22 protein-coding genes and 1 other annotated feature are annotated in these 24,534 nt (G+C 46.3%); of the genes, 14 read left to right on the top strand and 8 right to left on the bottom strand.

Annotated elements, in window-relative coordinates; all coding sequences use genetic code 11:
- Nucleotides 1-64: 64 nt before the first annotated feature.
- Entirely contained in the window at nt 65-1,300 is a 1,236-nt protein-coding gene (locus AC0YNT_RS16810; protein WP_475805658.1) for an MFS transporter, read from the bottom strand.
- Nucleotides 1,301-1,401: 101 nt separating this feature from the next.
- A complete protein-coding gene (locus tag AC0YNT_RS16805) occupies nt 1,402-2,271 on the bottom strand; it encodes a helix-turn-helix domain-containing protein (RefSeq protein ID WP_475805657.1) in 870 nt (289 codons plus the stop codon).
- A 138-nt stretch (nt 2,272-2,409) separates the two neighbouring features.
- Here AC0YNT_RS16805 and AC0YNT_RS16800 point away from each other — a divergent pair, with 138 nt between their 5' ends.
- From AC0YNT_RS16800 to AC0YNT_RS16780, 5 genes are all read left to right on the top strand, one after another.
- A complete protein-coding gene (locus tag AC0YNT_RS16800; protein WP_475805656.1) occupies nt 2,410-3,705 on the top strand; it encodes a Gfo/Idh/MocA family protein in 1,296 nt (431 codons plus the stop codon).
- Nucleotides 3,706-3,717: 12 nt separating this feature from the next.
- Entirely contained in the window at nt 3,718-5,169 is a 1,452-nt protein-coding gene (gene uxaC / locus AC0YNT_RS16795) for a glucuronate isomerase (RefSeq protein WP_475805655.1), read from the top strand.
- Nucleotides 5,166-6,674, top strand: a complete 1,509-nt coding sequence (locus tag AC0YNT_RS16790) for a tagaturonate reductase (RefSeq protein WP_475805654.1) — start codon at nt 5,166-5,168, stop codon at nt 6,672-6,674. Before uxaC ends, AC0YNT_RS16790 begins: the two co-directional genes overlap by 4 nt.
- Nucleotides 6,671-8,209, top strand: a complete 1,539-nt coding sequence (locus AC0YNT_RS16785; protein WP_475805653.1) for a UxaA family hydrolase — start codon at nt 6,671-6,673, stop codon at nt 8,207-8,209. Before AC0YNT_RS16790 ends, AC0YNT_RS16785 begins: the two co-directional genes overlap by 4 nt.
- Before the next feature lie 127 nt (nt 8,210-8,336).
- Nucleotides 8,337-8,645 (top strand): hypothetical protein, encoded by a 309-nt coding sequence (locus AC0YNT_RS16780; RefSeq protein ID WP_475805652.1) that lies wholly within the window; start codon nt 8,337-8,339, stop codon nt 8,643-8,645.
- Between the two features lie 40 nt (nt 8,646-8,685).
- On the opposite strand, the gene AC0YNT_RS16775 is transcribed toward AC0YNT_RS16780, so the two are convergent.
- The 4 genes from AC0YNT_RS16775 to AC0YNT_RS16760 all read right to left on the bottom strand — a co-directional run bounded on the left by AC0YNT_RS16775 (nt 8,686) and on the right by AC0YNT_RS16760 (nt 12,168).
- Nucleotides 8,686-9,906, bottom strand: a complete 1,221-nt coding sequence (locus AC0YNT_RS16775; RefSeq protein ID WP_475805651.1) for a CynX/NimT family MFS transporter — start codon at nt 9,904-9,906, stop codon at nt 8,686-8,688.
- Nucleotides 9,869-10,609: a FadR/GntR family transcriptional regulator gene (locus tag AC0YNT_RS16770; RefSeq protein ID WP_475805650.1), complete on the bottom strand. Its 741-nt coding sequence runs from the start codon at nt 10,607-10,609 to the stop codon at nt 9,869-9,871. Before AC0YNT_RS16770 ends, AC0YNT_RS16775 begins: the two co-directional genes overlap by 38 nt.
- Before the next feature lie 122 nt (nt 10,610-10,731).
- Nucleotides 10,732-11,622, bottom strand: coding sequence for an RNA polymerase sigma factor SigJ (gene sigJ / locus AC0YNT_RS16765; RefSeq protein WP_475805649.1), 891 nt, complete (start codon nt 11,620-11,622; stop codon nt 10,732-10,734).
- 96 nt (nt 11,623-11,718) lie between these two features.
- Nucleotides 11,719-12,168: a carboxymuconolactone decarboxylase family protein gene (locus AC0YNT_RS16760; RefSeq protein ID WP_475805648.1), complete on the bottom strand. Its 450-nt coding sequence runs from the start codon at nt 12,166-12,168 to the stop codon at nt 11,719-11,721.
- 429 nt (nt 12,169-12,597) lie between these two features.
- On the opposite strand from AC0YNT_RS16760, the gene AC0YNT_RS16755 reads away from it, so the two are divergent.
- Nucleotides 12,598-13,794, top strand: coding sequence for an MFS transporter (locus tag AC0YNT_RS16755; RefSeq protein ID WP_475805647.1), 1,197 nt, complete (start codon nt 12,598-12,600; stop codon nt 13,792-13,794).
- A gap of 78 nt (nt 13,795-13,872) precedes the next feature.
- Nucleotides 13,873-15,399, top strand: a complete 1,527-nt coding sequence (locus AC0YNT_RS16750) for an FAD-dependent oxidoreductase (protein ID WP_475805646.1) — start codon at nt 13,873-13,875, stop codon at nt 15,397-15,399.
- Nucleotides 15,400-15,451: 52 nt separating this feature from the next.
- Here AC0YNT_RS16750 and AC0YNT_RS16745 read toward each other — a convergent pair whose 3' ends face one another.
- A complete protein-coding gene (locus AC0YNT_RS16745) occupies nt 15,452-16,063 on the bottom strand; it encodes a TetR/AcrR family transcriptional regulator (RefSeq protein ID WP_475805645.1) in 612 nt (203 codons plus the stop codon).
- A 136-nt stretch (nt 16,064-16,199) separates the two neighbouring features.
- Here AC0YNT_RS16745 and AC0YNT_RS16740 point away from each other — a divergent pair, with 136 nt between their 5' ends.
- The 4 genes from AC0YNT_RS16740 to AC0YNT_RS16725 all read left to right on the top strand — a co-directional run bounded on the left by AC0YNT_RS16740 (nt 16,200) and on the right by AC0YNT_RS16725 (nt 20,602).
- Nucleotides 16,200-16,766: a cysteine hydrolase family protein gene (locus AC0YNT_RS16740; protein WP_475805644.1), complete on the top strand. Its 567-nt coding sequence runs from the start codon at nt 16,200-16,202 to the stop codon at nt 16,764-16,766.
- Between the two features lie 35 nt (nt 16,767-16,801).
- Nucleotides 16,802-18,007 carry a multidrug efflux MFS transporter gene (locus AC0YNT_RS16735; RefSeq protein WP_475805643.1) on the top strand — a complete coding sequence of 402 codons (1,206 nt, stop codon included), beginning with the start codon at nt 16,802-16,804 and terminating at the stop codon, nt 18,005-18,007.
- Nucleotides 18,008-18,063: 56 nt separating this feature from the next.
- Nucleotides 18,064-18,327, top strand: a binding site (T-box leader).
- Nucleotides 18,328-18,471: 144 nt separating this feature from the next.
- On the top strand, nt 18,472-19,557 hold the full coding sequence (gene asd / locus AC0YNT_RS16730) for an aspartate-semialdehyde dehydrogenase (RefSeq protein WP_475805642.1): 1,086 nt from the start codon (nt 18,472-18,474) through the stop codon (nt 19,555-19,557).
- 94 nt (nt 19,558-19,651) lie between these two features.
- Nucleotides 19,652-20,602 (top strand): D-2-hydroxyacid dehydrogenase family protein, encoded by a 951-nt coding sequence (locus AC0YNT_RS16725; protein WP_475805641.1) that lies wholly within the window; start codon nt 19,652-19,654, stop codon nt 20,600-20,602.
- A 57-nt stretch (nt 20,603-20,659) separates the two neighbouring features.
- On the opposite strand, the gene AC0YNT_RS16720 is transcribed toward AC0YNT_RS16725, so the two are convergent.
- Nucleotides 20,660-21,025, bottom strand: a complete 366-nt coding sequence (locus tag AC0YNT_RS16720) for a YmaF family protein (protein WP_167274937.1) — start codon at nt 21,023-21,025, stop codon at nt 20,660-20,662.
- 237 nt (nt 21,026-21,262) lie between these two features.
- Between AC0YNT_RS16720 and AC0YNT_RS16715 the strand changes: the two genes are divergently transcribed.
- Genes AC0YNT_RS16715 through tatC form a run of 3 tightly spaced genes read left to right on the top strand, consistent with a single transcriptional unit; the run spans nt 21,263 to nt 24,518 of the window.
- Nucleotides 21,263-22,030: a gluconate 2-dehydrogenase subunit 3 family protein gene (locus tag AC0YNT_RS16715; protein ID WP_475805640.1), complete on the top strand. Its 768-nt coding sequence runs from the start codon at nt 21,263-21,265 to the stop codon at nt 22,028-22,030.
- Nucleotides 22,031-22,044: 14 nt separating this feature from the next.
- On the top strand, nt 22,045-23,766 hold the full coding sequence (locus AC0YNT_RS16710; RefSeq protein WP_167274947.1) for a GMC family oxidoreductase: 1,722 nt from the start codon (nt 22,045-22,047) through the stop codon (nt 23,764-23,766).
- Entirely contained in the window at nt 23,763-24,518 is a 756-nt protein-coding gene (gene tatC / locus AC0YNT_RS16705) for a twin-arginine translocase subunit TatC (protein WP_475805639.1), read from the top strand. The genes AC0YNT_RS16710 and tatC overlap by 4 nt, the downstream gene beginning before the upstream one ends.
- The last annotated feature ends 16 nt before the right edge of the window (nt 24,519-24,534 follow it).

Below are 24,534 nucleotides of genomic sequence, written 5' to 3'. Positions count from 1 at the left end.
GCAAAGAAAATAAAAGGCTTGAACCACAGGGAAATGGTTCAAGCCTTTCTAGTTTGGGATCTAATCAAGAGCTAACTGGCCTCTGCAAGTTAACCGGGACTGATTTCTCCTTATTAACTAAAGTATGAATGATGAATGATATAACGGAAATGGCTGCGGTCAGCACGGCCAGCCAAGCAACCGGAGTTAATCCTCCGCCGTCATAGAATCCGCCCATCATATAAGGGCCAATGACCCGTCCTACCGAACCGATTCCGCCCGTTAGGCCAAGATAGAATGGCGCATTTTTACCGCTATTTTCACTTAGGAATGCCGGCATAGCAGGAGCGATCAGCATCTCTCCTAAAGTCGTAAGAATCATCCCAAGCACCATTCCGGCAAAGCTGTGCATCGCGAGAATAACAACATAGCCGCTCATATAAAACACAGCACTTGCGGTCATTTGAGCTTTAATAGAGCTTGCTGCAATTCGCTTAATCATATTCGTTACCGGCTGTGCGACGAAGATCAGAATCCCATTCAACGTCCAGAGGTAGCCGAACATTTGCTTCGACATGCCATGCTCGATAATAAAAGGTGAGACACCTGTATTCCAGATACTGTTGCCTAAGTTGATCAGCATACCTCCGAGTGCCATGAACAAGTAAAGCCGGACATCTTTTACAAGCAGCCATAGACTTGTCCCGCTTGAAGCACGTTTCTTCCGTTTTATCGTTTCATAGTCGCCACTGCCTGTCCCAACTCGCTGCAGGTAGAATAGGAAGAATAACGCGAAAACACCTGATGTCAGGCCATTTAATATAAAGCTAAGCGAGTAGGAGACATCCGCAAGGAAACCGCTGAGAGCAGTACCCACCGCAACACCAATATTGTTGGCGATATAGACGATATTGAACAATTCTCCACGTTGGTCGGCAAAGCGGAAGCCGATAAAAGCCTGAATGGCCGGCATGGAAAGGGAGTTAAACAATCCAATTAAGCCCATCATGGCGATAAACACGGACCAAGACTGGCTAAGTGCCGGCAATAAGAGCAGCCCAGCAGCATTTAATGCCAATGCACCAATAATGAGCTTTTTGACTCCAACCCGGTGATAGAGTGCACCTCCGAGCAGCTGTCCGGCGATGCCGCCAATGGATTGAACGAGAATAACAAGACCAGCGTCAGACATGGAGCGTCCAAGCTGATCGAAGACGAACATAGTGACAAGCGGCCACATGAGGGCGCTGCCAATAGCATTAATAAGACTGGCTAACAGGAAAACCTTCATTTCTTTTGGATAATTCGATAACATTCTCATGATTTAGTTACTAGCTCCTGGATGTTCAACTTGATGTAAGCCTCTATTATACCTTACTACTTAACGAAAAGACGAAGGGTAATTTTTGACGCAGTATGAGCTTACCGCTTTTGTCCGTATTGGTTACGGTAGTCCCGCGGCGAGAGGCGGACATGAGTTTTGAACACACGCTCGAACTGCGATAAACTTTCGAATCCTACGTCTGCTGCAATCTCCGTTACACGCTCGTCCGTATCTCTCAGTTGGAGCTGCGCTTCCTTCACACGGGTAATACCTATATATTCGGTTAGTCCAAAGCCCGTATATTTCTTGAAGGTACGGCTTAAATAACTGGTACTCAAATGAAACTGGCGGCTAAGCTCGTCCAGTGTCAAAGGCTCTCGGTAATGCTCAGCAATATAACTGGCAATCTCCATGGCTTTGGCGGCAGCCGGCGAGGGAGGAGCGGATCCTTCGTTTGGTTCCGGTTTGCTGTTAATCATATGACGGGCTGCGAACAACAACGCCTCAGCTGCCGCATGACGAATCGGCAGTTCATGACCGGCAGATTGTTCCTGCACCTCTTGCAGAAGACCGTACAGCAGCTGCTCAAAGCGTAATCTTTCCTGATGGGTAAGACGCAGTACTCTGCGCAAACCAATAAAGGGAGACCGGAGAAGCGCAGCTTCTTCCTTCGAAAAGCTGTCGAAATAACGTTCATTATAATAGAGGACTATCCGAGCATGATTAGGTACGCCAGTGTCCGAGGTCTTATGCAGCTCATTACTTGGGATAAGAACCAGATCACCAGCTTGAATCGGGTAAGTACGGTCTTTAATAAAATACTGCCGTTCACCGCTAAATAAATAATAAAGCTCATATTGCCCGTGTATATGGTCGATGGACATCGTGAAATGTCCTTTGCGCTTGTTATATTCCAGGAAAAATAAATCCTCCGAGTTGCCATATGTTAATTCGCTTCCTAGATTCATGATAACTGTACCTCCAAAAGACAAAATTTGCGGCATCGCTATAATTCTAGCATATATTGCGGAGATATTGAGCAAATATTGCTGTATCTTTTTAGATATAAAGCGATTACAAACCAGTTAATAAGGAGAGGTACATTCATGACTTCGAAAAAAACATATGTGCAAGTAGGAACAGGCGGACGAGCGGAATTTTTCTATCAGGCGATTGCGACCAGATTCCGGGAAACCTCGGAGCTTCTGGCTTTTTGCGATATTAATCAGGTTCGTATGGACTATGCCAATAAACTATTGAAAGAAAAGTACGATTATCCAGAAGTTCGGACTTACAAGAGTGATGAATTCGAGCGTATGATCGAAGAAATCAAACCGGATTATGTGATTGTCACAACGGTTGACCGTACGCATCATCAATACATTATTCGTGCGCTTGAGCTTGGCTGCGATGTCATTACCGAGAAGCCAATGACGGTTGATGAAGAGAAATGCCAGGAAATTCTTGATGCTGTTGAGCGGACAGGTCGCCAAGTACGCGTAACATTTAACTATCGTTATGCACCGCATCATACGAAAGCTCGTGAATTGATTGAAGATGGCACGATTGGCGATATTACATCAGTTCACTTCGAGTGGCTGCTAAATACGCAACATGGCGCGGACTACTTCCGCAGATGGCATCGCGACAAACGCAACAGCGGTGGACTGTTGGTTCATAAATCGACGCATCATTTCGACCTCGTTAACTTCTGGATTGGCTCGGAGCCTGAATCGGTATTTGCAATGGGAGATTTGCTCTTCTACGGACGTGAAAATGCCGAGAAGCGCGGTGTAACGAAGTTCTATGAACGTGCAACAGGTAATCCGAATGCCAAAGACGACCCATTTGCCCTTCCGCTTGATGACAATGAGCATCTGAAGGCGATGTACCTGGATGCAGAGTCAGAAGACGGCTACCGCCGCGACCAAAGCGTATTTGGCGATGGCATCTCGATTGAAGATACGATGAGTGTACTTGTACGCTATAAGAACAAAGCTTTGTTGACTTATTCGCTTAATGCCTACCTGCCATGGGAAGGTTACCGAATTGCTTTTAATGGAACTAAAGGCCGTATCGAGATGAATGTCATTGAACAATCTTACGTTAACTCTGGCGGCGATAAAGCGCTTGAAGGCGCGGTTCAAGGCGTTAACATTATTGTCTTCCCGATGTTCGGCGAAGCTTACACAGCACAATTTGAAGAAGCGGAAGGCGGTCATGGCGGTGGTGACCCGGTACTCTTGAACGACATCTTCGGCGTGCCAGTTGAGGATCGTTTCAAGCGTGCGGCTAACCATATCGACGGTGCACGCTCCATTCTGACAGGTATTGCAGCGAACAAGTCGATTCGCACTGGTCAAGCTGTAAAAGTTGATGAGCTTGTAAAATTTTATAAATAGGAGAGTGGCTGAATGAGAGCATTTATGGATGATCAATTTCTATTGAATAGCGAGACAGCTGTCCGCCTGTACGAACAGTTTGCCAAAGCAATGCCGATTATCGATTACCACTGCCATCTTGACCCTAAAGCGATCTATGAGAATGTACCCTTCCGTAATCTGACAGAGGTATGGTTATATGGCGATCATTATAAATGGCGCGCGATGCGGGCTAATGGCATTTCCGAGGAATATGTGACCGGCGGCGAGGGAGTAAGCGATTATGATCGTTTCCTAGCTTACGCTCGGACGGTTCCTATGGCGATTGGCAACCCGCTGTATCACTGGTCTCATCTGGAGCTTAGGAGACTGTTCGGGATCGAGGAACTCATTAATGAGAAAAATGCCCCGGTCATTTGGGAGAAAGCGAATAAAGTGTTCGAAGGCAATGGGATGACGCCTCAAGATTTGATTCGAGTGTCTAATGTTCGTGTCGTGTGCACAACAGATGATCCCGCTGATTCGCTGGAATATCATATTAAGCTCATCGAGGAAGACCGTCATGGTTTCCAAGTTCGACCTTCATTCCGTCCGGACAAAGTGCTTGAGATTAACCGAGCTACTTTCCTGCCATGGATCAGCCGTCTGGAGGACGTAAGTGGTTATAAGGTTTCGGATTACAGCTTGCTGCTTAAAGCACTGAAGGAGAGGGTGGAATTCTTCCATCAGACTGGATGTCTGTTATCTGACCATGCCATCGATACGGTCATGTACGCAGATTCGACTGAGGAGCAGGCGGCAGCTATTTATGCCAAAGCGCTTCGTGGTGAAGCTGTAAGTCAAGAGGAAGAGGCGCAGTACAAAACTTATACGTTGGTGTACTTGTCTCGTTTGTATGCTGAGCACGGCTGGGCAATGCAGCTTCATATTCATGCTCACCGTAATAACAATACAGCGATGATGAAGCGTCTTGGTCCGGATACCGGCTATGATTCGATTCATACGGGTGTACTCGCAGGCCCGCTTGTTAGACTGCTGGACAGCATGGAAAGCAACGGCGGTCTGCCGCGCACCATCTTGTATTCGCTGAATGCATCGGATAATGATGTGCTTGCGACGATCATCGGCAGCTTCCAAGACGGCACGATTCCAGGCAAAATTCAGCTCGGCTCCGCTTGGTGGTTCAACGATACGATTGATGGCATGCTGGCACAAATGAAATCGCTCGCGAATATGGGGCTTATTAGCCGGTTCGTAGGTATGCTTACTGATTCCCGGAGCTTCTTATCCTACCCGCGCCATGAATACTTCCGCCGAATTTTCTGTAACTTGCTTGGAGATTGGGTGGAATCTGGTCAAGTGCCGGCAGATATGGAGCTGCTTGGACAAATCGTAGAAGGCGTATGTTATTGGAATGCGGAACAATATTTCCGCTTTGGCTCGGAATCCGGCAGCATTAAAATTCAGGCGGAGGTATCACGATGAGTCAGCTGCAAAATGGCATTCAACCTCTGAACTATGCAAGTCTGACGGCAGAAGAAGCTGCAGCCTATGATCGGATGAAGGATTATCCTGTAAAAGTGCTGCAAATTGGTGAAGGGAATTTCCTTCGGGGGTTTGTCGACTGGATGATTCATCGCTGTAATCAGCAAGGCCTATTCCAAGGCAGTGTCGTGGTATCACAACCGCGGCCTGCTGGCGCAGTAAAGCTGAAGGAGCTCAAGGAGCAGGACGGTCTCTATTATCAATGGATTAGAGGATTACATGAAGGGGTGCTCATTGATCGGCGCGAGCTTATCTCCGTATTCTCTAAATTTATTGATCCTTATCAGGAATGGGATCAATTCTTAGCTATGGCAGAGAGCCCAGACCTCGAGCTGATTGTGTCGAATACAACGGAAGCGGGACTAGTCTACACGCCATCTGAATGGGCGCCGGATCAGCCGATATTATCTTATCCGGGCAAGCTGACGCTGCTGCTATTCCGCAGGTTTGAACATTTTGGCGGTGATCCGGACAAGGGACTCTTGTTGCTGCCGTGCGAGCTCGTTGAACGGAATGGAGATAAGCTTCGGGATATCGTTCTGCAGCACGCTGAAGATTGGAAGCTTCCTGAATCGTTTGCGGATTGGATACGAGATCATAATCGTTTCCTTAATTCGCTTGTCGATCGAATTGTGACAGGATTTCCTGCCGAAGAAGCCGATGATCGTTATGCAGAATGGGGAGTCAAGGATCGGCTGCTTAATGCAGCAGAACCGTATCATATATGGGCGATTGAAGGCGAAGAGGAGCTGGATCAACGGCTGCCATTCGTGCAGGCAGGCTTAAATGTTGTTTGGACCAATGATCTTAAGCCGTATCAGCAGCGTAAAGTCCGCATTCTGAATGGTGCGCATACCTGGATGGCAGCACTTGGAGTACTTCATGGATTAAGCGAAGTAAGAGAAGTCGTCGAGCATCCGGTATACGGTGAACAGCTTCGCAGCGCCATTTTTGATGAATTTGTTCCATCTGTCCCTTTGCCAGAAGCAGAGATGCGAGTCTATGCAGAACAAGTGATTGAGCGCTTCGCCAATCCTTATGTCCGCCATAAGCTGACGGATATTGCGATGAACACTCTGTCCAAGTTTAAGGTCCGGCTGCTGCCGACGTTAATGGCATACCAAGAGCGGACAGGCGAGCTGCCGCCGCTTATTATGAAGTCTTTTGCCTCCCTTCTTTGGCTTTATCGTGTTCAGCAAACAGAAGACGGCGGGTATACTGGCCGTAAGCTCAATGGTGAGAGTCAAGTCATCAGAGATGATGCAGCCGCCCTTTCGGAACTCGCAGCATTGTGGAGCAAAGTCGACAATAGCGAGCTGCAAGTGAAAGAGCTGATTGCTGACGTACTTGGCCGATCTTCATGGTGGGGCATCGATCTGAACGAAATCCCGGGATTGCTGGATGCATTGACAAATGAACTTGAGCAGCTGGAGGAGAAAGTATGAGAAATTCAACCGTAACGAACGCAACACTTCTTCATCCTCAGGATGATGTGGTCATCGCGCTGCGTGATATTGAGCCTGGAGAAATCGTCAGATGGCTTTCGGAAGATAGCAACGAGCACGAGCAATCCGTTGCGGTCGCTGAGACGATACCCCGTGGTCATAAAATTATTATTCATCCAGTAACTGCAGGTGAGCACGTTCATAAGTTTGGCTATTCCATTGGAGTCGCCAAAGAGGATATTATGACCGGCCGATGGGTTCATACCCATAATCTCCGTACCGGATTAGGTGAAGTGCTGGAATATGAGTATAAGCCTATGGTGGAGTCAAAGCCTACTCAACCAGCAATGTCTGTGAAACCAAAAACATTCCAAGGGTATGTTCGTGAAGACGGAGAAGTTGGGATCCGGAATGAAATATGGATTATTAACACGGTAGGATGCATCAATAAAACCTGTGAAACCATTGCCAAGCTCGCTAATCGCCAATTCGAAGGGCATGCGATAGACGGTGTACATCATTTTCCACATCCATATGGATGCTCGCAGCTAGGTGATGACTTAACGGCAACGCAAAAGCTTCTGTCCGCACTGGTGCGGCATGGGAATGCTGCAGGCGTTCTGGTTATTGGGCTAGGTTGTGAGAATAACCAGATTGATTCTTTCAAACAGGCGATAGGGGATTATAATCCGAATCGTGTGAAGTTCCTGAAATCCCAAGAAGTTGAAGACGAGCTGGAAGAAGGGGTTAAGCTAATTGGCGAGCTGGTGGAATATGCAGAACGCTTTAAGCGGCAAGAGCTTCCACTTTCTAAGCTTCGAATTGGTTTAAAATGCGGCGGTTCTGACGGCTTCTCAGGCATTACGGCGAATCCTCTTGTTGGCCGGATTGCGGATGCCATTACCTCTGCAGGCGGCACGGCGCTGCTGACTGAAGTGCCTGAAATGTTTGGTGCGGAGACGATTCTGATGGATCGTGCAGCTGACGAGCAGGTATTTAATGGGATAGTTAACCTCGTTAATGATTTCAAAGCTTATTTCATACGGCATGGGCAGGAGATCTACGAGAATCCGTCACCGGGCAATAAGGATGGCGGTATTACAACTCTCGAGGAGAAGTCGCTTGGCTGCACGCAAAAGGGTGGACACGCAACAGTTACGAATGTTCTGCAGTACGGAGAGCCGTCCAGGAAGCCGGGATTAAATCTGATCCAGGCGCCGGGTAATGATCTTGTATCGGTAACGGCACTTTCCGCTGCTGGAGCGCATATTGTGTTGTTCACGACTGGACGCGGAACACCATTTGGCGGACCTGTGCCAACTGTCAAGATTGCTACGAATACGCAGCTTGCCGAGCGTAAGAAGAATTGGATTGACTTCAATGCTGGCCAATTAATTGAAGGCAAGACCATGGATGAATTAAGGGATGATCTGCTTGGGCAAATCGTTGAGCTTGCCTCCGGGGATCGTCAGACGAATAATGAACGTAATGGATTTCGTGAAATTGCTATTTTTAAAGACGGCGTTATTTTATAGCATTAATTAAATGACCTAGGCCGCCGCGATTTGTGGCTTCCTAGGTTTTTTGCTTTTGAAGAGTAAGGGGAAGTCATGTATAATAATAGGAATGTTTATGACTATGTATGAAATAGGAGGCCTTTTAATGAGCCAACGTTATCGCATTACTAGATCACTTAAAGAATCGGGCAATGTGCTTGACCTTACTATAGAGGAATGCAAGGAGCTGTTTGCTTCCAAGCCGGATTTTGAATATAGTCCTGTCTTTACGGTGAAGGGTCCTGAGAGCACGATGTCCATAGATGGAGACTTCTTTATGTGGAGCTTTGGAGAGGTGAAGATCCCATTCCGGCTTTATGATGGAGACCTTTACGTTTCCGGTACTAACGAAGCAGTGATTCCGAAGATGCTTGAGATTGCCAGTGAGCTGGAAGCTGATATTGTAGAAGGTTAAACAAAAAAAAACAACTCCGTTGTTCGGAGTTGTTTTTTGTTTAATTGGCTTGATTGCCTACATAACGATCACGTGCTGCTCCCATGCCAAAAATCAAGATAAGCAAGCTTGCCGCAATCAGCATTAGAATGGAGACCGTCCAGTGATGCGTTGCGTCATGGATGACACCAAATAGTAAGGGACCAATTGCTGCAAGTAGATAACCAACGGATTGCGCCATACCGGATAGTTCTGCAGCGGTTTGCGCTGTACGAGTCCGCAAGGTGAAGAATAACATAGCGAGACTGAACGAACCTGCACCAGCAATACCGATAAGAACAGACCATAAAGGTACGAGCGTATTTCCGTCGATTAAGAGTCCACCAATGCCTGCGAGATAGAGAAGAGTAGTGATAATAACAAGAACCCTTTGGTTTTTCATTCGGCTAGCAATGATCGGAATTAGAAAAGTAAAAGGCAGCATGGATAATTGAATAAGCGACAGCATCCAGCCGGCTGTGTCATCGCTCATCCCACGGCTGTTCAAAATTTCAGGAAGCCAAGCGACCAGATTATAAAAGATAAAGGATTGAAGTCCCATAAAGAACGTAACCTGCCAGGCTAATGAAGATCGCCATGGTCTAGCTGCGACAGATTTGCTGTCGGAATGAGAAATAGCTGCTTTCATTTGAACCTGGCGGGTTCGTGGAAGCCAGCATACAATGGCGATCGCTGTAAGTACAAGCCAGCAGGTTAAAGCACCTTGCCAGCCAAGTCCCGCATCACGTGCAAGCGGCACGCTGATCCCCGAAGCAAGCGCTCCGCATAAATTCATAGAGACAGAGTATATGCCGGTCATCAGACCCACTTTGTTCGAATAATCCCGTTTAACGAGACCGGGTATCAACACATTACATATCGCTATCGATAAGCCAATCAGCATGGTCCCACCAAATAACGCAAATGCACTTGAAAAGGAACGAATGACTGTACCTGCCGCAAGAAGCAGCAAGGCATACAGGATGACACGCTCCATGCCATAACGTCTCGCCAGCTGCGGAGCGAAAGGGGACATGAAGGTAAAAGCGAGCAAAGGAACTGTAGTTAGAAGTCCGGCTACGGTATGGGTAATACCCGTGGACTCCCGGATGTAATTGACTAGTGGACCAACTGATGTGATTGGTGCTCTGAGATTAGCAGCAACAAAAATGATGCCTAATACGAGCAGAAATCCGGATGTTTTTTTAACCTCTGGTCTGATCAGGCTGTTTATTTGATTCATGAAGATGTCCTCCGGTTCCGGTCATGTTGTCACTCGTAAGATGTTGTTGAGATTCTTGTATGAATAGATGTGCGATTTCAACCGCTTTATCGCTGTCTCGTCCTGTAATAGCCTGGAGAAGCTGTTCATGCGTGTCATAGTACTTTTTAAAATCAGCTTTTTCGAATAGTTCCACTACAATGTGCTGCAGGCTTTCCGAGATATAATCATATAGCTCAATAAGTAAGTCATTATGGGAAGCAGAGACAACGGCCTGATGGAACTCAATGTCCCATTTGGCATAGGTTTGGGGATCCTGCGTGTTAATTGCCAGCTTGCATTGCTCAAGGCAATAGGTTATCTTCACCAGATCCTCTTCATCCCTGCGTAAGGCGGCCAGCTTAACGGCTTCTTGCTCTAAGGCCTGCCTGACTTCAAGTGTCTCGAGCATTTTGGAACGCATAATTCTCTTCTTTAGAACAGGTCCAAGCGCACTTGATGAGCACACGTATGTACCGTCGCCTTGTCTAGTTTTTAACAAACCAGCATGCGTAAGTGCACGAATAGCTTCTCTTAATGTGTTACGACTTACCTGAAGCTGTTCCATTAGTTCCGGCTCAGGAGGGACACGTGAACCAACCGCCCAAACACCAGATGTGATCAAACCTTCGATCTGCTCAGCGACTTGCTCAACAAGCGTTAATCGTTTCGTTTGTTTTAACATGGTCATGCTCCTTCTTTAAACGTAGGATGTTTGGTTATTTTAACGCTAAAGAAAGAAAATTGCAAAGTTTAAATAAAAACAGACCTTTCTCATGTTTCGAGAAAAGGTCTGTTTGTTTAAGGCTATCGGGTCAGCTTCTCTGGATTAGAGATTACATAAATAGCTCGAATTTTATTGGATTGTTCATCAGGCTCGAATACATAGGCTTTCACAATTTGATTGTTTTGCATAAGAAGAAGGCCTTGCTGACCACTGATTGAGGCCGGCTGCCAGGTCCCTTCGAATGCACCTTTCTTTGCAATGCCATCGAAAAAAGCGACAATTCGCTGTGGACCCATAATGGGATTAAGAGCGGAACGAACAATTCCTCCACCGTCGGTAAGCAGCACTGCATCATCAGTAAGCAGATGGATGAAGCTGTCTAAGCGTCCGGTATGAATCGCTTGTGAGAAGGATTGAACAAAGCGATTCATGGAGTCATCGAGAGAGGTCTTATTTTCGATTACAGAAGAATGGCCAATCTTCGCTGAGGCGCGGCTGAAAATTTTACGGCAGGCAGCTTCCGATTTATCCAGCATGGCTGCAATTTCGGCATAATCATAACCGAAGGACTCCCGTAATACAAATACTGCGCGCTCTGGCGGGGTACAAGTCTGTAATAACACAAGCAGGGCATAGCCCAGCTGCTCATTTTGAATAACACTTTCAAGCGGCATTGACTCCGTATCAAACTCAATTACCGGTTCAGGAAGCCATTGCCCGGGATAGCTTTCCCGCTGGCGGGGAGCAGATTTCATGAGATTCAATACGCGGTTCGTTACGAGTTTGGCTAAATAAGCTTTTGGATGTTCGATGTCGATTCCGTCGAGCTTACTGACCGTGACGAACACATCCTGGACCGCGTCCTCTGCTTCACTCATGGAACCAAGCATGCGATAGGCAATTGAGGTAAGCAGGGGCTTAAATTCCCGGTATAGTTGTTCCACTTCCATTGTCATTTCGTTCGACGTCAAGTACATCGACCTCCTAATATTAGCTAAATTGATCATAACGTAACAAACGACAAGAAACCACTCTCCATGGAGTGGTTTCTCAGGGACAAGCTGTTCTTATGCCTCGTAACAACCTGGGAACATGCCAGTAGCAATAGCGATTCGATTCCAGCTGTTGATGGCATTAACCGCCATGATCAAGCCGACATATTCCGCTTCAGTAAAGTGTTTACGAACCTCTTCATAAATCTCTTGCGGAACACCAGCGTTTGCTACAAGAGTGAGTGCTTCCGTAAGTGCAAGTACAGCGCGTTCCTTCTCGGTAAACAAAGGTGTTTCCCGCCAAACCGCGATCAGATTAATACGCTGCTCCGATTCCCCAATTTTTCGAGCATCAGTAGTGTGCATATCCAGACAGAAAGCACAGCCGTTAATTTGCGATGCGCGAATTTTGATTAACTCGTATAGAGTTTTGTCCGGGTTCATTTGCATGGCTGTACCTTCAAGTTTCATCAAAGCTTGAAGAGCAGCAGGGTTAGCCTCGCGGTGATCTAAACGTAATTTCATATGATATTCCTCCAATATAATCGTATTGTGTTGTTCTCGTTATCTAAGACAATTGAGTGACCGGTTTTGTGACAGGTGAGCAGAAAGTTTTTTGTTTTTCTTTTGTATGCGCGGAATTGAAGGGTTTACAAGATTCAGTGCAATTTAGGAAAGTAGCCAATTAAGTCGGAAAAACCATGCTGTATCAGGCAAGAACGAGGTCGGTGGGTAGAAAGATATTCTATCTGTCATTAAAACCGGGTTGACGTATGAAGAAATCCAAGATACACTGACACCAGTTATTTAGTAAATTAGTAAATTAGTAACCGAGTAAATCCGAAGTTGGCGAGGTGAATCAGAAAAAGCAACCTATCGTTGTTGTAATTGGAGGGAGTCTACTGCGACCTCCATGTTTATTTTTAAAAAATCAAAAGATAAGAGGTATTTAACATGTTTGCCAATCGTTATGTTCGAACGATTATTTTCTCCCGGGTGCTTCTGCATTTGGGAATATGGATTCGAAATTATGCCGTCCTCCTCTATGTGACGGACCTTACGGATAATAATCCGGTCTATGTTTCCCTGATCTCGGTAGCGGAATTTGCTCCGATCTTTCTATTTGCGCTTATTGGCGGGACTTTAGCAGACAAATGGAAGCCGAAGCGGACAATGGTCGGGAGTGATCTGCTGTCCTCCATATCCGTTGTCGCTGTTCTGATTGCTCTTATATCCGGCGGATGGATGGCGCTGCTCATTGGATCATTCATTTCTGCCAGCTTGTCACAATTTTCACAGCCATCAGCAATGAAGCTGTATAAACGGCATGTACCTGGTGAGCAGCTGCAGAGTGTTATGGCAATGTCTCAGACACTCGCCGCGATCTTTATGGTGCTTGGACCTGTTATTGGTACAGTCATTTTTATCAAGCTTGGTATTCATGTTTCTCTTATCCTAACGGCTGTTCTATTCTTAGGTTCATCGTTTATCTTAGCGACGCTTCCTCGAGACGCAGACGAACCAAAGTCTAACCAAGAAAGCAGCTTTGCCAAAGAATTAACTGCCGGTCTGAATTACGTCTGGTCAAATCTGTCCTTACGAACACTCATCCTAACCTTTGCGGTTGTAGGGTTTGCCTCAGGTCTGACGCAGCCGCTTCAGATTTTTATCGTCGTTGAGCAGTTAGGGCAAGAGAAATCTTTTCTTCAATGGCTGGTGATGACAAATGGTGCTGCTATGCTTCTAGGAGGAGCTGTAATCATGGGGGCGGCGAAAAAGGTAAAGCCACAGCTGCTCTTTGTATCAGGCCTGCTTATCACTGCTGTTTGTACGATTGGAATTGGAGCATCAACGCTAATTTGGCTGACATTAGTCCTACTAATTATTAGCGGATTCGTTTACCCTGCCATTCAGGGTGGAATTCAGACGCTTATTGTTCGGAACACAGAGATGGCATATATCGGGCGGGTATCGGGAGCGATTATGCCTGTATTTATGGGGATGATGGTGATTGGGATGTTTTTGTCCGGTTATTTGAAGGATACATTCTCCCTTCTTATGGTGTATGTGATCAGCGGTGTATTGATCATTGCAGGTTCTTCCTTCATGCTTCCTCTCCTAAGGGAGACAAGAAAGCGATCAACTCTTTGACAGACTAACGAATATAATCCTCCTCCAGGTGCAAATTAAGGGAATATATGTTTACCGACGAGAGAGAGGACTATTCCAATGACCTATCACAAACAGCTGCCGCAGTTTCCCGAGTCCTATTGGACTGCTTCACAGACGGAACGCCCGAAATATCCGAAGCTTGAGCAAAATAGTGAGACCGATATTGTTGTCGTAGGCGGCGGAATCTCCGGGATTACTACAGCGTATTTACTCATCCAAGAAGGATTCCGCGTTGCATTGTTAGAAGCAGGAGAAATTTTGAGCGGGACAACCGCCCATACAACAGCCAAAATAACCGCACAACATGACTTGATCTACGATGAACTTATTCAATCCGAAGGGAAAGAGAAAGCTTCTCTGTATTATCAAGCGGCTAAAGAAGCTATGAGCTTTATCGAGCAAACGATCGACAAGCATCAAATCGAATGCGGCTATACCATGCAGGATGCATATGTATATACCCATCATGTGGACTATATCGTGAAGGTTGAGAAAGAAGCGAAGGCTTATCAGGAATTAGGCATTCCAGGAGCTTATTTGGATAAAATACCTTTGAAGCTTCCGATGTTTGGTGCTGTGAAAATGGAAAGCCAAGCGCAGTTCCACCCCTTGGACTATCTTCATAAGCTCGTGGATGAATTTGTCAAGCAAGGCGGACAGATCTATGAACACACGACGGCTGTCGATATAGAACAAGTCGATACACCAAAGGTCATGACAAGTGACGGGCACAGAATCGAATGCAAATATGTTGTTTCATGCACCCATTTTCCTTTCTATGATGGGCAGGGGTTTTATTTTGCTCGCATGCATGCTGATCGTTCTTATGTGCTTGGGCTCAAGGTAGAGGATGATTATCCAGGCGGCATGTATCTAAGCGCAGAGGATCCCAAACGTTCCATCCGCTATACCGAGCTTGAGGATCAATCTAAGCTCATTATTCTAGGTGGTCAGAGTCATAAAGCAGGGCAGGGCATCTGCACAATTAATCATTACGATGAGCTGAGGAGATTTGCGGAAAATCAGTTTAACCTAAAAGAAATTGCTTACAGATGGTCTGCGCAGGATCTAGCAACGGGAGATAAGCTTCCTTTTATTGGTCGGATCACTGCTTCAACCCCTAATGTCTATATCGCAACTGGTTTCAGAAAATGGGGGATGACGAACGGAACAGCGGCAGCTCTTCTTATTCGGAATTCGATCTTGGAAAAGGATAATCCTTATGAATCGCTGTTTGCTCCGTCTCGCTCCTTATCTTGGAAGACGGTAGGAAAGCTGATTACAGATAATGTCGATGTTGCCAAACATCTGATTACCGGTAAGCTGGAGCATGTTAAGAAACGTCCAGAACAGCTTGAGAAGGATGAAGGCAGCGTGGTGCAAATCCATGGACGTCGGGCAGGTGGGTATCGGGACAAGGAAGGTCAGCTTTATCTTGTGGATACGACTTGCACACATATGGGTTGTGAAGTGGAATGGAATAATGGGGAACGTACATGGGATTGCCCATGTCATGGTTCTCGATTTGCGATCACAGGTGAAGTGCTAGAAGGTCCAGCAGAGAAGCCGTTGAAACGATTATAGACAAGCATAAAAAACCAGCAATCCAGATCCATGGATTTTGCTGGTTTTTTGCTTAATTTTCCGAAATGAAGGTTGCGCAAAGCTGCTCCAGGATGATTTCTGGTGTATACCCGCGAACTTCACGCTGGAATAAATAAGAGTCACTGCTTACACCGCTAAGCAGCATATCGGCACGGAAAACGCTGTTTGGCTGCGTTTGACCAGTTGCAGTAAGCATTTCATCGAACAGCTGTACCAGCAGCTCATGCAGCTCGTGGTAGAGAGGTCCTTTTGTACGGGAATTTGGCCGATTCATAGCAGAGGAGTCTTCAACGCCTTTCAGTAGTTGAGCTTTCTTCTCCCGAAACACGATGAATAAGCTCAGAATACCTTTCAGTCTCGAGCTTGGTGAATCGGCACGTTGCTGCTCCAGATAAGCATCAATATCCTCAAATAAGATCACAAGATTATCTTTCATTAAGTCCAGACATAGCTCACTCTTATTCCGGTAACGACGATATAAGGTGCCAGGACCGATCTGTGCTAATGCTGCGATTTGATTCATACTGACTTGTTCGACACCATGCTGTTCAAACAATTGAAGGGCCGCATTCAAGATCCGCTGACGATTCTCGGCAGCATCCCGGCGTTCCGCTCTTGGGGGAGTGATGTCTTCTTCTTTCATGATCGGTTCACTTCCTATCCTGGTGACTATTTTCCACCATTATTGACAAACGGAGAGGTCTCCGTTTAATATCAAGAGGTCAAGAGGAGAGTTCTCCGCTTAATATTATCATACGAACAAGGAGTGTGTACAACGAATGAACAACCACAACAACACAGCACTATTAGTCATGGATCTGCAAAATGGATTCGTATCGCGGTTTGCACAAAATGAGGAAGTTTTACTTCCGTTCCAAAAAGCCATAGAGGCTGCTCGTCAGCATAAAATACAAGTTATTTATGTCCGGGTTGCTTTTAACGAGGGATACCTAGAAGTCAGTCCACGCAATAAGGCATTTTCTGCCCTTTCTAAGCACGGTGGAATGACCTTCACGGATGAAGCAACACAAATCCATGAATCCGTAAAACCAATGCCAGGCGAGCCGTTAGTAACGAAGTTCCGGGTGAGTGCTTTTGCTGGCAGCAATCTCGATGTTCTTTTACGAGGTCTTCAGATCGACACCCTTATTCTAAGCGGTATCGCTACAAGCGGCGTTGTGTTATCCACTTTGCGGGAAGCAGCTGACAAAGATTATACGGTTACTGTTCTTAAGGATGCTTGCCTCGATGCAGATCCTGAGGTTCACCGCGTCCTCACGGAGAAAGTATTCCCTCGTCAAGCTGAAGTTCAGACCGTTGATGCTTGGACCCGGACACTGTCTTAATCAACGGGCTTTAGGTAGAAGGAGGCCTGGCAGAAATGCCAATTTGGAAAAGAAACCTGTACGTCTGTTGGTTCGGCGTGTTTGTTGCAAGTATCGGTATGAGCCAGATTGCACCGGTGCTGCCGCTGTACATCAACCATCTTGGTGTTTCTGATACCCATTTGGTGGAGCAGTATTCCGGTCTTGCGTTTGGTATTACCTTTATCCTGTCCGCTGTGTTTTCCCCAATATGGGGAATCGCAGCGGATAAATTCGGGCGGAAGCCTATGCTGCTAAGGGCAAGTCTTGGCATGGCAATCGTCATTTTTAGTATGGGCTTTGCACAGAATGTGTATGAACTGATTGGCCTGCGCTTGCTGCAAGGCATCATTACCGGATACGCCTCAGCCTGTACAGCTCTGATTGCTACACAGACCGACAAAGCACATGCCGGCTGGGCGCTTGGTACTTTGTCTACAGCTGGGATTGCGGGTTCCTTACTCGGACCGTCCATCGGTGGCTTTATTGAACTGCATTTTGGTATGCGGAATGTATTCTTTATTACTGGTGTGCTCTTATTGTTCGCTTTTATTACAACGCTGCTGTTTGTGAAAGAGAATTTCACCCGTGTAGAGAAAAAAGCGCAGAGCACGAAGGAAATATGGAGCAGCATCCCTGAGAAAAACTTAATCATCACATTATTCGTGACATATTTTGCCTTGACGATGGCGATGTATTCCATTGAACCCGTCTTAACGTTGTATGTCACAAGTTTAACGAGCAATACCGAGCATGTTGCTTTGCTGGCCGGTTTTATTTTCTCTTCGTCCGGACTCGCAAATATGATGGCTGCACCAAGACTCGGCAGGCTCTCGGATAAGATTGGTGCACACAAAGTAATGCTTATCGCGCTCATTGTTGCGGGGCTGCTGTTTATTCCGCAGGCTTTAGTCCATCAGCCATGGGAGCTTATGGTTCTCCGCTTCTTGTTAGGGCTGGCAGCAGGAGGACTTAATCCGTCAGTCAATATTCTACTCAAGAAAATTACACCGGATGCGCTGACCGGCAGAGTGTTCGGTTTTTCCATGTCGGCAGGATATCTTGGCGTATTCATCGGCTCAATCCTTGGCGGTCAAATTGCTGCATGGTTCAGTCTACGCGCTGTATTTTTCACAACTGGAGCTATTCTGCTTCTCAATGCAGCTTGGGTCTATTTCAAAGCCTATAAACCACTAAACGTGATAGCGGCTGAAAGCCGTTAATTTTTTTGCGAAATGGGTTTACCTCAGGTAGGATTTTTGTTATTATAATCGCAATATGAAATGCAATGAAGAGACGAGTAAATAAATGAATTCTTTCCCAGAGAGCTCCGCATGCTGAAAAGGAGCAAAGAATAATTTATTGAAGAAAGACTCTGAGCAGCACATCGGAACCGATAGGTAGGGGATGGTGTGACAGGAGCTCCTGTTACAGAGCTAGAGTATAAGCGTTACGGTTGTAATGCCGTACTCGAAGAGGCTGATATGGCGACATATCCGCGAATTTAGGGTGGTACCACGAGTATTCAAATCTCGTCCCTGAGACTATAGGAGTCTTGGGGGTGGGATTTTTTTATTTTAAACCAAAGGACGGCGAAAGCTGGTACGCCTTGGTGGCAAAGGGAAATATACCGCATACATGTAAGGTACGGCATACAAAATCAGGCTGAAAGGATTTGAATACACTTATGTCACAAAAACTTAAAGTTGGTATTGTTGGAGGAACAGGCATGGTTGGCCAGCGCTTTGTTCAATTGCTGGATCAGCATCCTTGGTTTGAAGTTACGGCTATCGCAGCGAGTGCAAGCTCGGCAGGCAAAACCTATTTGGAATCTGTCCAAAAAAGATGGAAACTCGCTACGCCAATTCCTGAAGCCGTTAAAAATATTATTGTGCAAGACGCTTCTAAAGTAGAAGAAGTTGCCGCAGGAGTTGATTTCGTATTCTGCGCAGTAGATATGCCTAAGAAAGAGATTCAAGCACTGGAAGAAGCTTATGCGAAAACAGGCACGCCAGTTGTATCGAACAACTCGGCTCACCGCTGGACGGCGGATGTTCCTATGGTCATTCCAGAAATCAACCCGGAGCATCTTGAAGTGATTGAGGCGCAAAGAAAACGTCTAGGTACAACAACAGGCTTTATCGCGGTTAAACCAAACTGCTCGATTCAAAGCTATGTGCCTGCCCTTCATGCTTTGCGTGAATTTAATCCGACTACAGTAGTAGCGTCGACTTATCAAGCGATCTCTGGTGCAGGTAAAAACTTTACAGACTGGCCAGAAATGCTGGATAACGTTATCCCATACATTGGCGGCGAAGAAGAGAAAAGCGAACAAGAGCCGCTTCGGATCTGGGGTACTGTTGAAGATGGTGAAATCGTGAAAGCGAGCTCGCCAATCATCACAACACAATGTATCCGTGTTCCTGTAACGGATGGACATTTGGCTACTGTATTCGTGAAGTTCGAAAACAAACCTTCGAAAGAAGAAGTTCTTGCGCGTTGGAAAGAGTTCCAAGGCCGCCCGCAAGAGCTGGGTCTGCCAAGTGCGCCTAAACAATTCATTACGTACTTCGAAGAAGAGAACAGACCACAAACGAACCTGGACCGTGACATTGAAGGCGGGATGGGTGTATCGGTTGGACGTCTTCGTGAAGACTCCCTTTACGATTTCAAATTCGTAGGTTTGTCGCATAACACACTTCGCGGCGCAGCAGGCGGCGCGGTATTAATCGCCGAGCTGTTGAAAGCTGAAGGCTACATCCAAGCAAAATAATAATAAGCTGCAGCAAGCTCCTACTAGATTTTAGGGGCTTGCTGTTTTTTAATTCCAGCTTATTATGGTTTGTATCAGAGGAGGAGAATGTCCTATGAAATGCGCGATATTAGATGATTACCAGAACGTCGCCTTGTCAATGGCAGATTGGTCGACAGTTACTGATCAGATTGATTTAAAAGTGTTCAACCATCATTTTGACAGTAAGGATGAGCTTGTTGCCGCGATCATAGATTGCGAGATTATCGTGATCATGCGGGAGAGGACGCCATTTCAGAGAGAGTTACTGGAACGCTTGCCGAACTTAAAACTTCTGGTTACGACCGGCATGCGTAATAACTCCATTGACTTCGTCGCTGCAGCCGAATTCGGCGTAACGGTATGTGGAACACGCGGTGGAGGCGAAGGGACAACCGAGCTGACTTGGGCGCTAATCCTTGGACTTGCAAGGAAGCTGGTACTGGAAAATGAAGCGGTACGGAGCGGTGGTTGGCAATCAACCATTGGGGTTGATCTGAAAGACAAAAGGCTTGGCTTGCTTGGTCTTGGTCACATCGGGACAAATGTTGCTCGGATCGGACAAGCTTTTGGCATGGAGGTTATGGCCTGGAGCCAGAATCTCACTGCTGAGAAAGCGGAGGCGGCAGGGGTTACCCTCGCGTCTTCCAAGGAAGAGTTGCTCGAGAGCAGCGATATTGTATCTATTCATCTTGTATTAGGTGATCGTACGAGAGGATTACTTGGTGCCCGTGAGCTCGAAAGAATGCGTCCATCAGCATATCTGATTAATACTTCCCGCGGTCCCATTGTTGACCGGGAAGCTCTGATCGAGACACTGCGAAGCGGTAAGATCGCAGGTGCAGGTATTGATGTGTTCGAACTAGAGCCGCTGCCTCAGGATGATCCGTTCCGATCGCTGCCGAATGTGCTTGCTACCCCGCATATCGGCTATGTAACGGAAGCTGCTTATCGTGGATTTTATGATGGAATTGTAGCTGATATTGAGGCGTATTTGAATGGATCACCAGTCAACGTATTAACATAGTTTTCAAAAAAGAGATAGACGATCGGTATAACCGGCAGTCTATCTCTTTTTTGGTCTTTATTTAACTAGCGGAGCTTGAATTAAGGTCGAAAATTTAAATTTATGAACATGACCATCATTGAAAGTCGTCTGGCCTTTTACAAAATGAACATGCTTGCCTCTTCCGACAGGGATAGCTGCTCCTGTCGTAATTTTTTTCAATTTATGAAAATGATTAAAGAAATCTGTATTGGTCAAGTCAATTTCATGAACATGGCTGTTTCCTCGTGGAATCGCCTGACCTGTAACACCTGCGAAGCGGTGATTATGACGATCATCTCCTTCCTCAGCAAGCTGAGTGCTGCCCTGAAATTCATGGACATGCCGCTGTACCTTGTAACATGGTGCAGCTTTCTTATTAATTGTCGCTCTTTTTCTAAGCATATTGGACAAACCTCCTAAATAATAGAACTGCTATCATCGTATTAAGGGTAGGTTTGATCTGTTCTAGGTTGTTTCATTGATTTTAGTAAGAAGATTTACATGTACTTGTAAGGTCGCTATGATTTGGCGAGCTTTTTTGTGTTGTTTCCTCAATTGGAATAATTCGTGAATAATTTATCAACTTTTGGAAGAAAATTAGAAAACCTTCTAAAACGATATAGTAAGGAGACAACCAACATGGCAAATGAAAAACCAAATCAGCCGCAGGACGAATCACGGCGAAGGTTCCTCAAGTATTCCGGTACAGCAATTGGCGGGGTCGTTTTAGGCGGAGTGATTGGCGGATTAGTTGGCGCTAACCTCAAGGACACAGACAAGGAAGAAACACCCGCCACGCCGCAGACGACAACGGACAACAAAGATTATAACCAGGCGTTGATGTTCTTCAATCAGAACCAATTCCAAATTGCAGAAGCTGCTGCTGAACGGCTGTTCCCGAAGGACGATCTTGGCCCTGGTGCGAAGGAACTCGGGGTTGCTTTCTTCATCGACCATCAGATGGCAAGCGCCTTTGGCACGAATTCAAGGGATTATATGCAGCCTCCTTATTACAAAGCAGAAGCGACGCAGGGTTACCAGCTAGTATTTAAGCGCAGAGAGCTCATCGCACTTGGTTTGGATGCTCTAGATCAGTACAGCACAACGAAGTATCAGAAACCATTTATAGAGATTACACCAGAAGAGCAGGATGCCGTCTTGACAGCTTTTGATAAAGACGACATTGGGATAAAGGACGTTCCGGCATCGAATTTCTTCGCTATGTTTCTCAATTTGACGCTTGAGGGAGTTTATGCTGACCCACTGTATGGCGGCAATAAGAATATGGCCGGTTGGAAGATGAGAAATTTCCCAGGCAACCAAATGAGCTATACCGAGTACATCGAAAAAGAAGAATTTGTAAAACTTGAGCCGATGAGCTTGCATGATCATCTTGAGCTCGGATAAAGGAGGAAAGCATAATGGCAACTAAACTTCCAAAGGTTCCTGTTGTAATCGTTGGCATGGGCTGGGTCGGCGGCATAATTGCAGCCGAGTTATCAAAGGCGGGAATATCCGTTGTAGGAATTGAACGGGGCAAAAGCCGCGATACACAGGATTATTATCATGTACATGACGAGCTTCGCTATGCTGCACGGTATGAGCTGATGCAGGATTTGTCCAAGGAAACCGTCGCCTTCCGGAACACGATGAAGATGAGAGCATTGCCAATGCGTACATACGGGTCATTCCTGCTTGGAGATGGATTAGGAGGAGCAGGGGTTCACTGGAACGGTCAATATTATCGTTTCTTGCCTTATGATTTTGAGATCTACAGCAAGACAGTAGAGCGTTATGGTAAAAAGAAAATCCCGGAAAATATGACAATCCGTGATTGGGGTATCACGTACGAGCAGCTCGAGCCTTATTTTGTGAAATATGAACAAATGGCCGGCATTTCTGGAGAGAAGGAAATCCCTTCTAATATCGGTGCGATGTCTACTCCTTTCCCTACAGGACCAATGAAGAAATCGCCAGGGATGAAGCTGTTTGAAAATGCAGCGAAAAAGCTGGGCTACCATCCTTACGTTATTCCGTCAGCTAACTTGTCTGAGGTATACAAAAACCCTGATGGAGTGGAAAGAGCACCTTGCCAATATTGCGGCTACTGCGAACGTTTCGGCTGTGAATACGGCGCGAAAGCTGATCCTGTTGTTACGGTGCTGCCTGTTGCCAAAAATACAGGTAAGTTCGAGCTTCGTACCCATTCCAATGTGACCAAGATCATTCATGATGGCAAAAAAGCGACTGGCGTCACTTATGTCCACACGCCAACAGGTGAAGAATATACGCAGCCTGCAGATGTTGTTATCCTTGCTGGTTACTTGTTTACGAACGTAAAACTGCTGTTGACCTCCAAGCTAGGGGAGCCGTATGATCCACAAACGGAAAAGGGCTCTGTTGGACGTAACTATGCCTACCAGGTGAATGGTGCAAGTACAAGTGCCTTTTATGAGGACCGTGAGTTTAACCTCGCCATGGGTGCAGGGGCACTAGGCAGCAGCATTGATGATTTCAACGGCGATAACTTCGACCATAGCGATCTGAACTTCCTGCATGGCGCGAATATCCGATTTACCCAGACTGGCTTACGGCCAATTCAATATCAACCTGTTCCAGCTGACACACCGAAGTGGGGAGCTGAGTTCAAGAAGGCAACGATCCATAACGCAAACCGGGTGTTATCCGTTACCGGACAAGGTGCGAGTATGCCGAACCGTTATCACTATTTGGATCTCGATCCGGAATATAAGGATGCGTTTGGCATGCCGCTGATTCGGATGACATTTGATTTCGAAGATCAGGATCGTGAGCTCGTTAAGTTCATCGCTCAGAAGACAAAGGCGATTGCGGATGAGATGGGTGCGACCAAAACGGAGATTCATGATTCGATTAAGCAATACAATATCGTCCCTTATCAATCCACCCATAATACTGGCGGAACGATTATGGGAGCAGACCCTAAGACTTCTGTAGTCAACAACTATCTCCAGATGTGGGATGCTGAGAATGTGTTCATCTGCGGCGCTTCCAACTTCCCGCATAACAGTGGATATAATCCAACCTCGACGGTTGGTGCACTGGCTTACCGGACGGCAGAAGGGGTTCAGAAATATTTGGATAAAGGCGGTTCACTCGTGTGAGCAAAACGATGGGCAAAGCGGCAGAGGCGATCGACAGCGATTTGATCAGTCATTTAACAGAGCTCCGCAAACGCCTTATCTATGTGGCTGGCTGGTTTATTGCCTCCTTATGTGCAGGACTGTATGTTGCGCCAAGGATACTAACCTTTGTAAAAGGACATTTGGGTTCGATTGAAGTGGAGTGGAGCGTATTCGCTTTGTCAGATGGCATCGCCGTCTATATGAAATGTGCGCTCCTTGTGGGGATCATCTTGACCTTACCGTTCCTGATGTACCACTTATGGGCATTTGCAAGACCCGGCATGACAGAAAATGAAGCAAAGAGCACCCTTGTATATGTACCGACATCGTCGTTGCTGTTCGTCTGCGGCGTGCTGTTCGGATACACGGTTGCCTTGCCGATGATGATCAAGTTTATGATCAAGCTGAATCAGTCGATGGGAGCCAATGAAGTATATGGCATCCAGCATTATATGTCGTTTCTGATCAGTTTCTTGCTGCCAATGGGAATTGCGTTTGAAATGCCGCTTGTTATGACCTTTCTGACGCGTATAGGTATGCTGACACCGGACAAGCTAAAGCAAGTTCGTAAATATGCGTATGTTGGGCTGGCTATTGTGGGAACACTTATTTCACCTCCGGATTTTGTATCCCATTTGTCCGTTACTTTACCGCTCATTGTTTTGTTTGAGATCAGCGCTTTTATCTCGACGCGCTACTATAGGCGGAAGCTTGCGATGCAAACGATCTAATTCTGGAGGGAGGTGC

The sequence above is a fragment of the Paenibacillus sp. J22R56 genome (genome assembly GCF_056269375.1).
The sequence above is the reverse complement of the archived record's forward strand: the minus strand, read 5'-3'. Positions and strand labels throughout refer to the sequence as shown.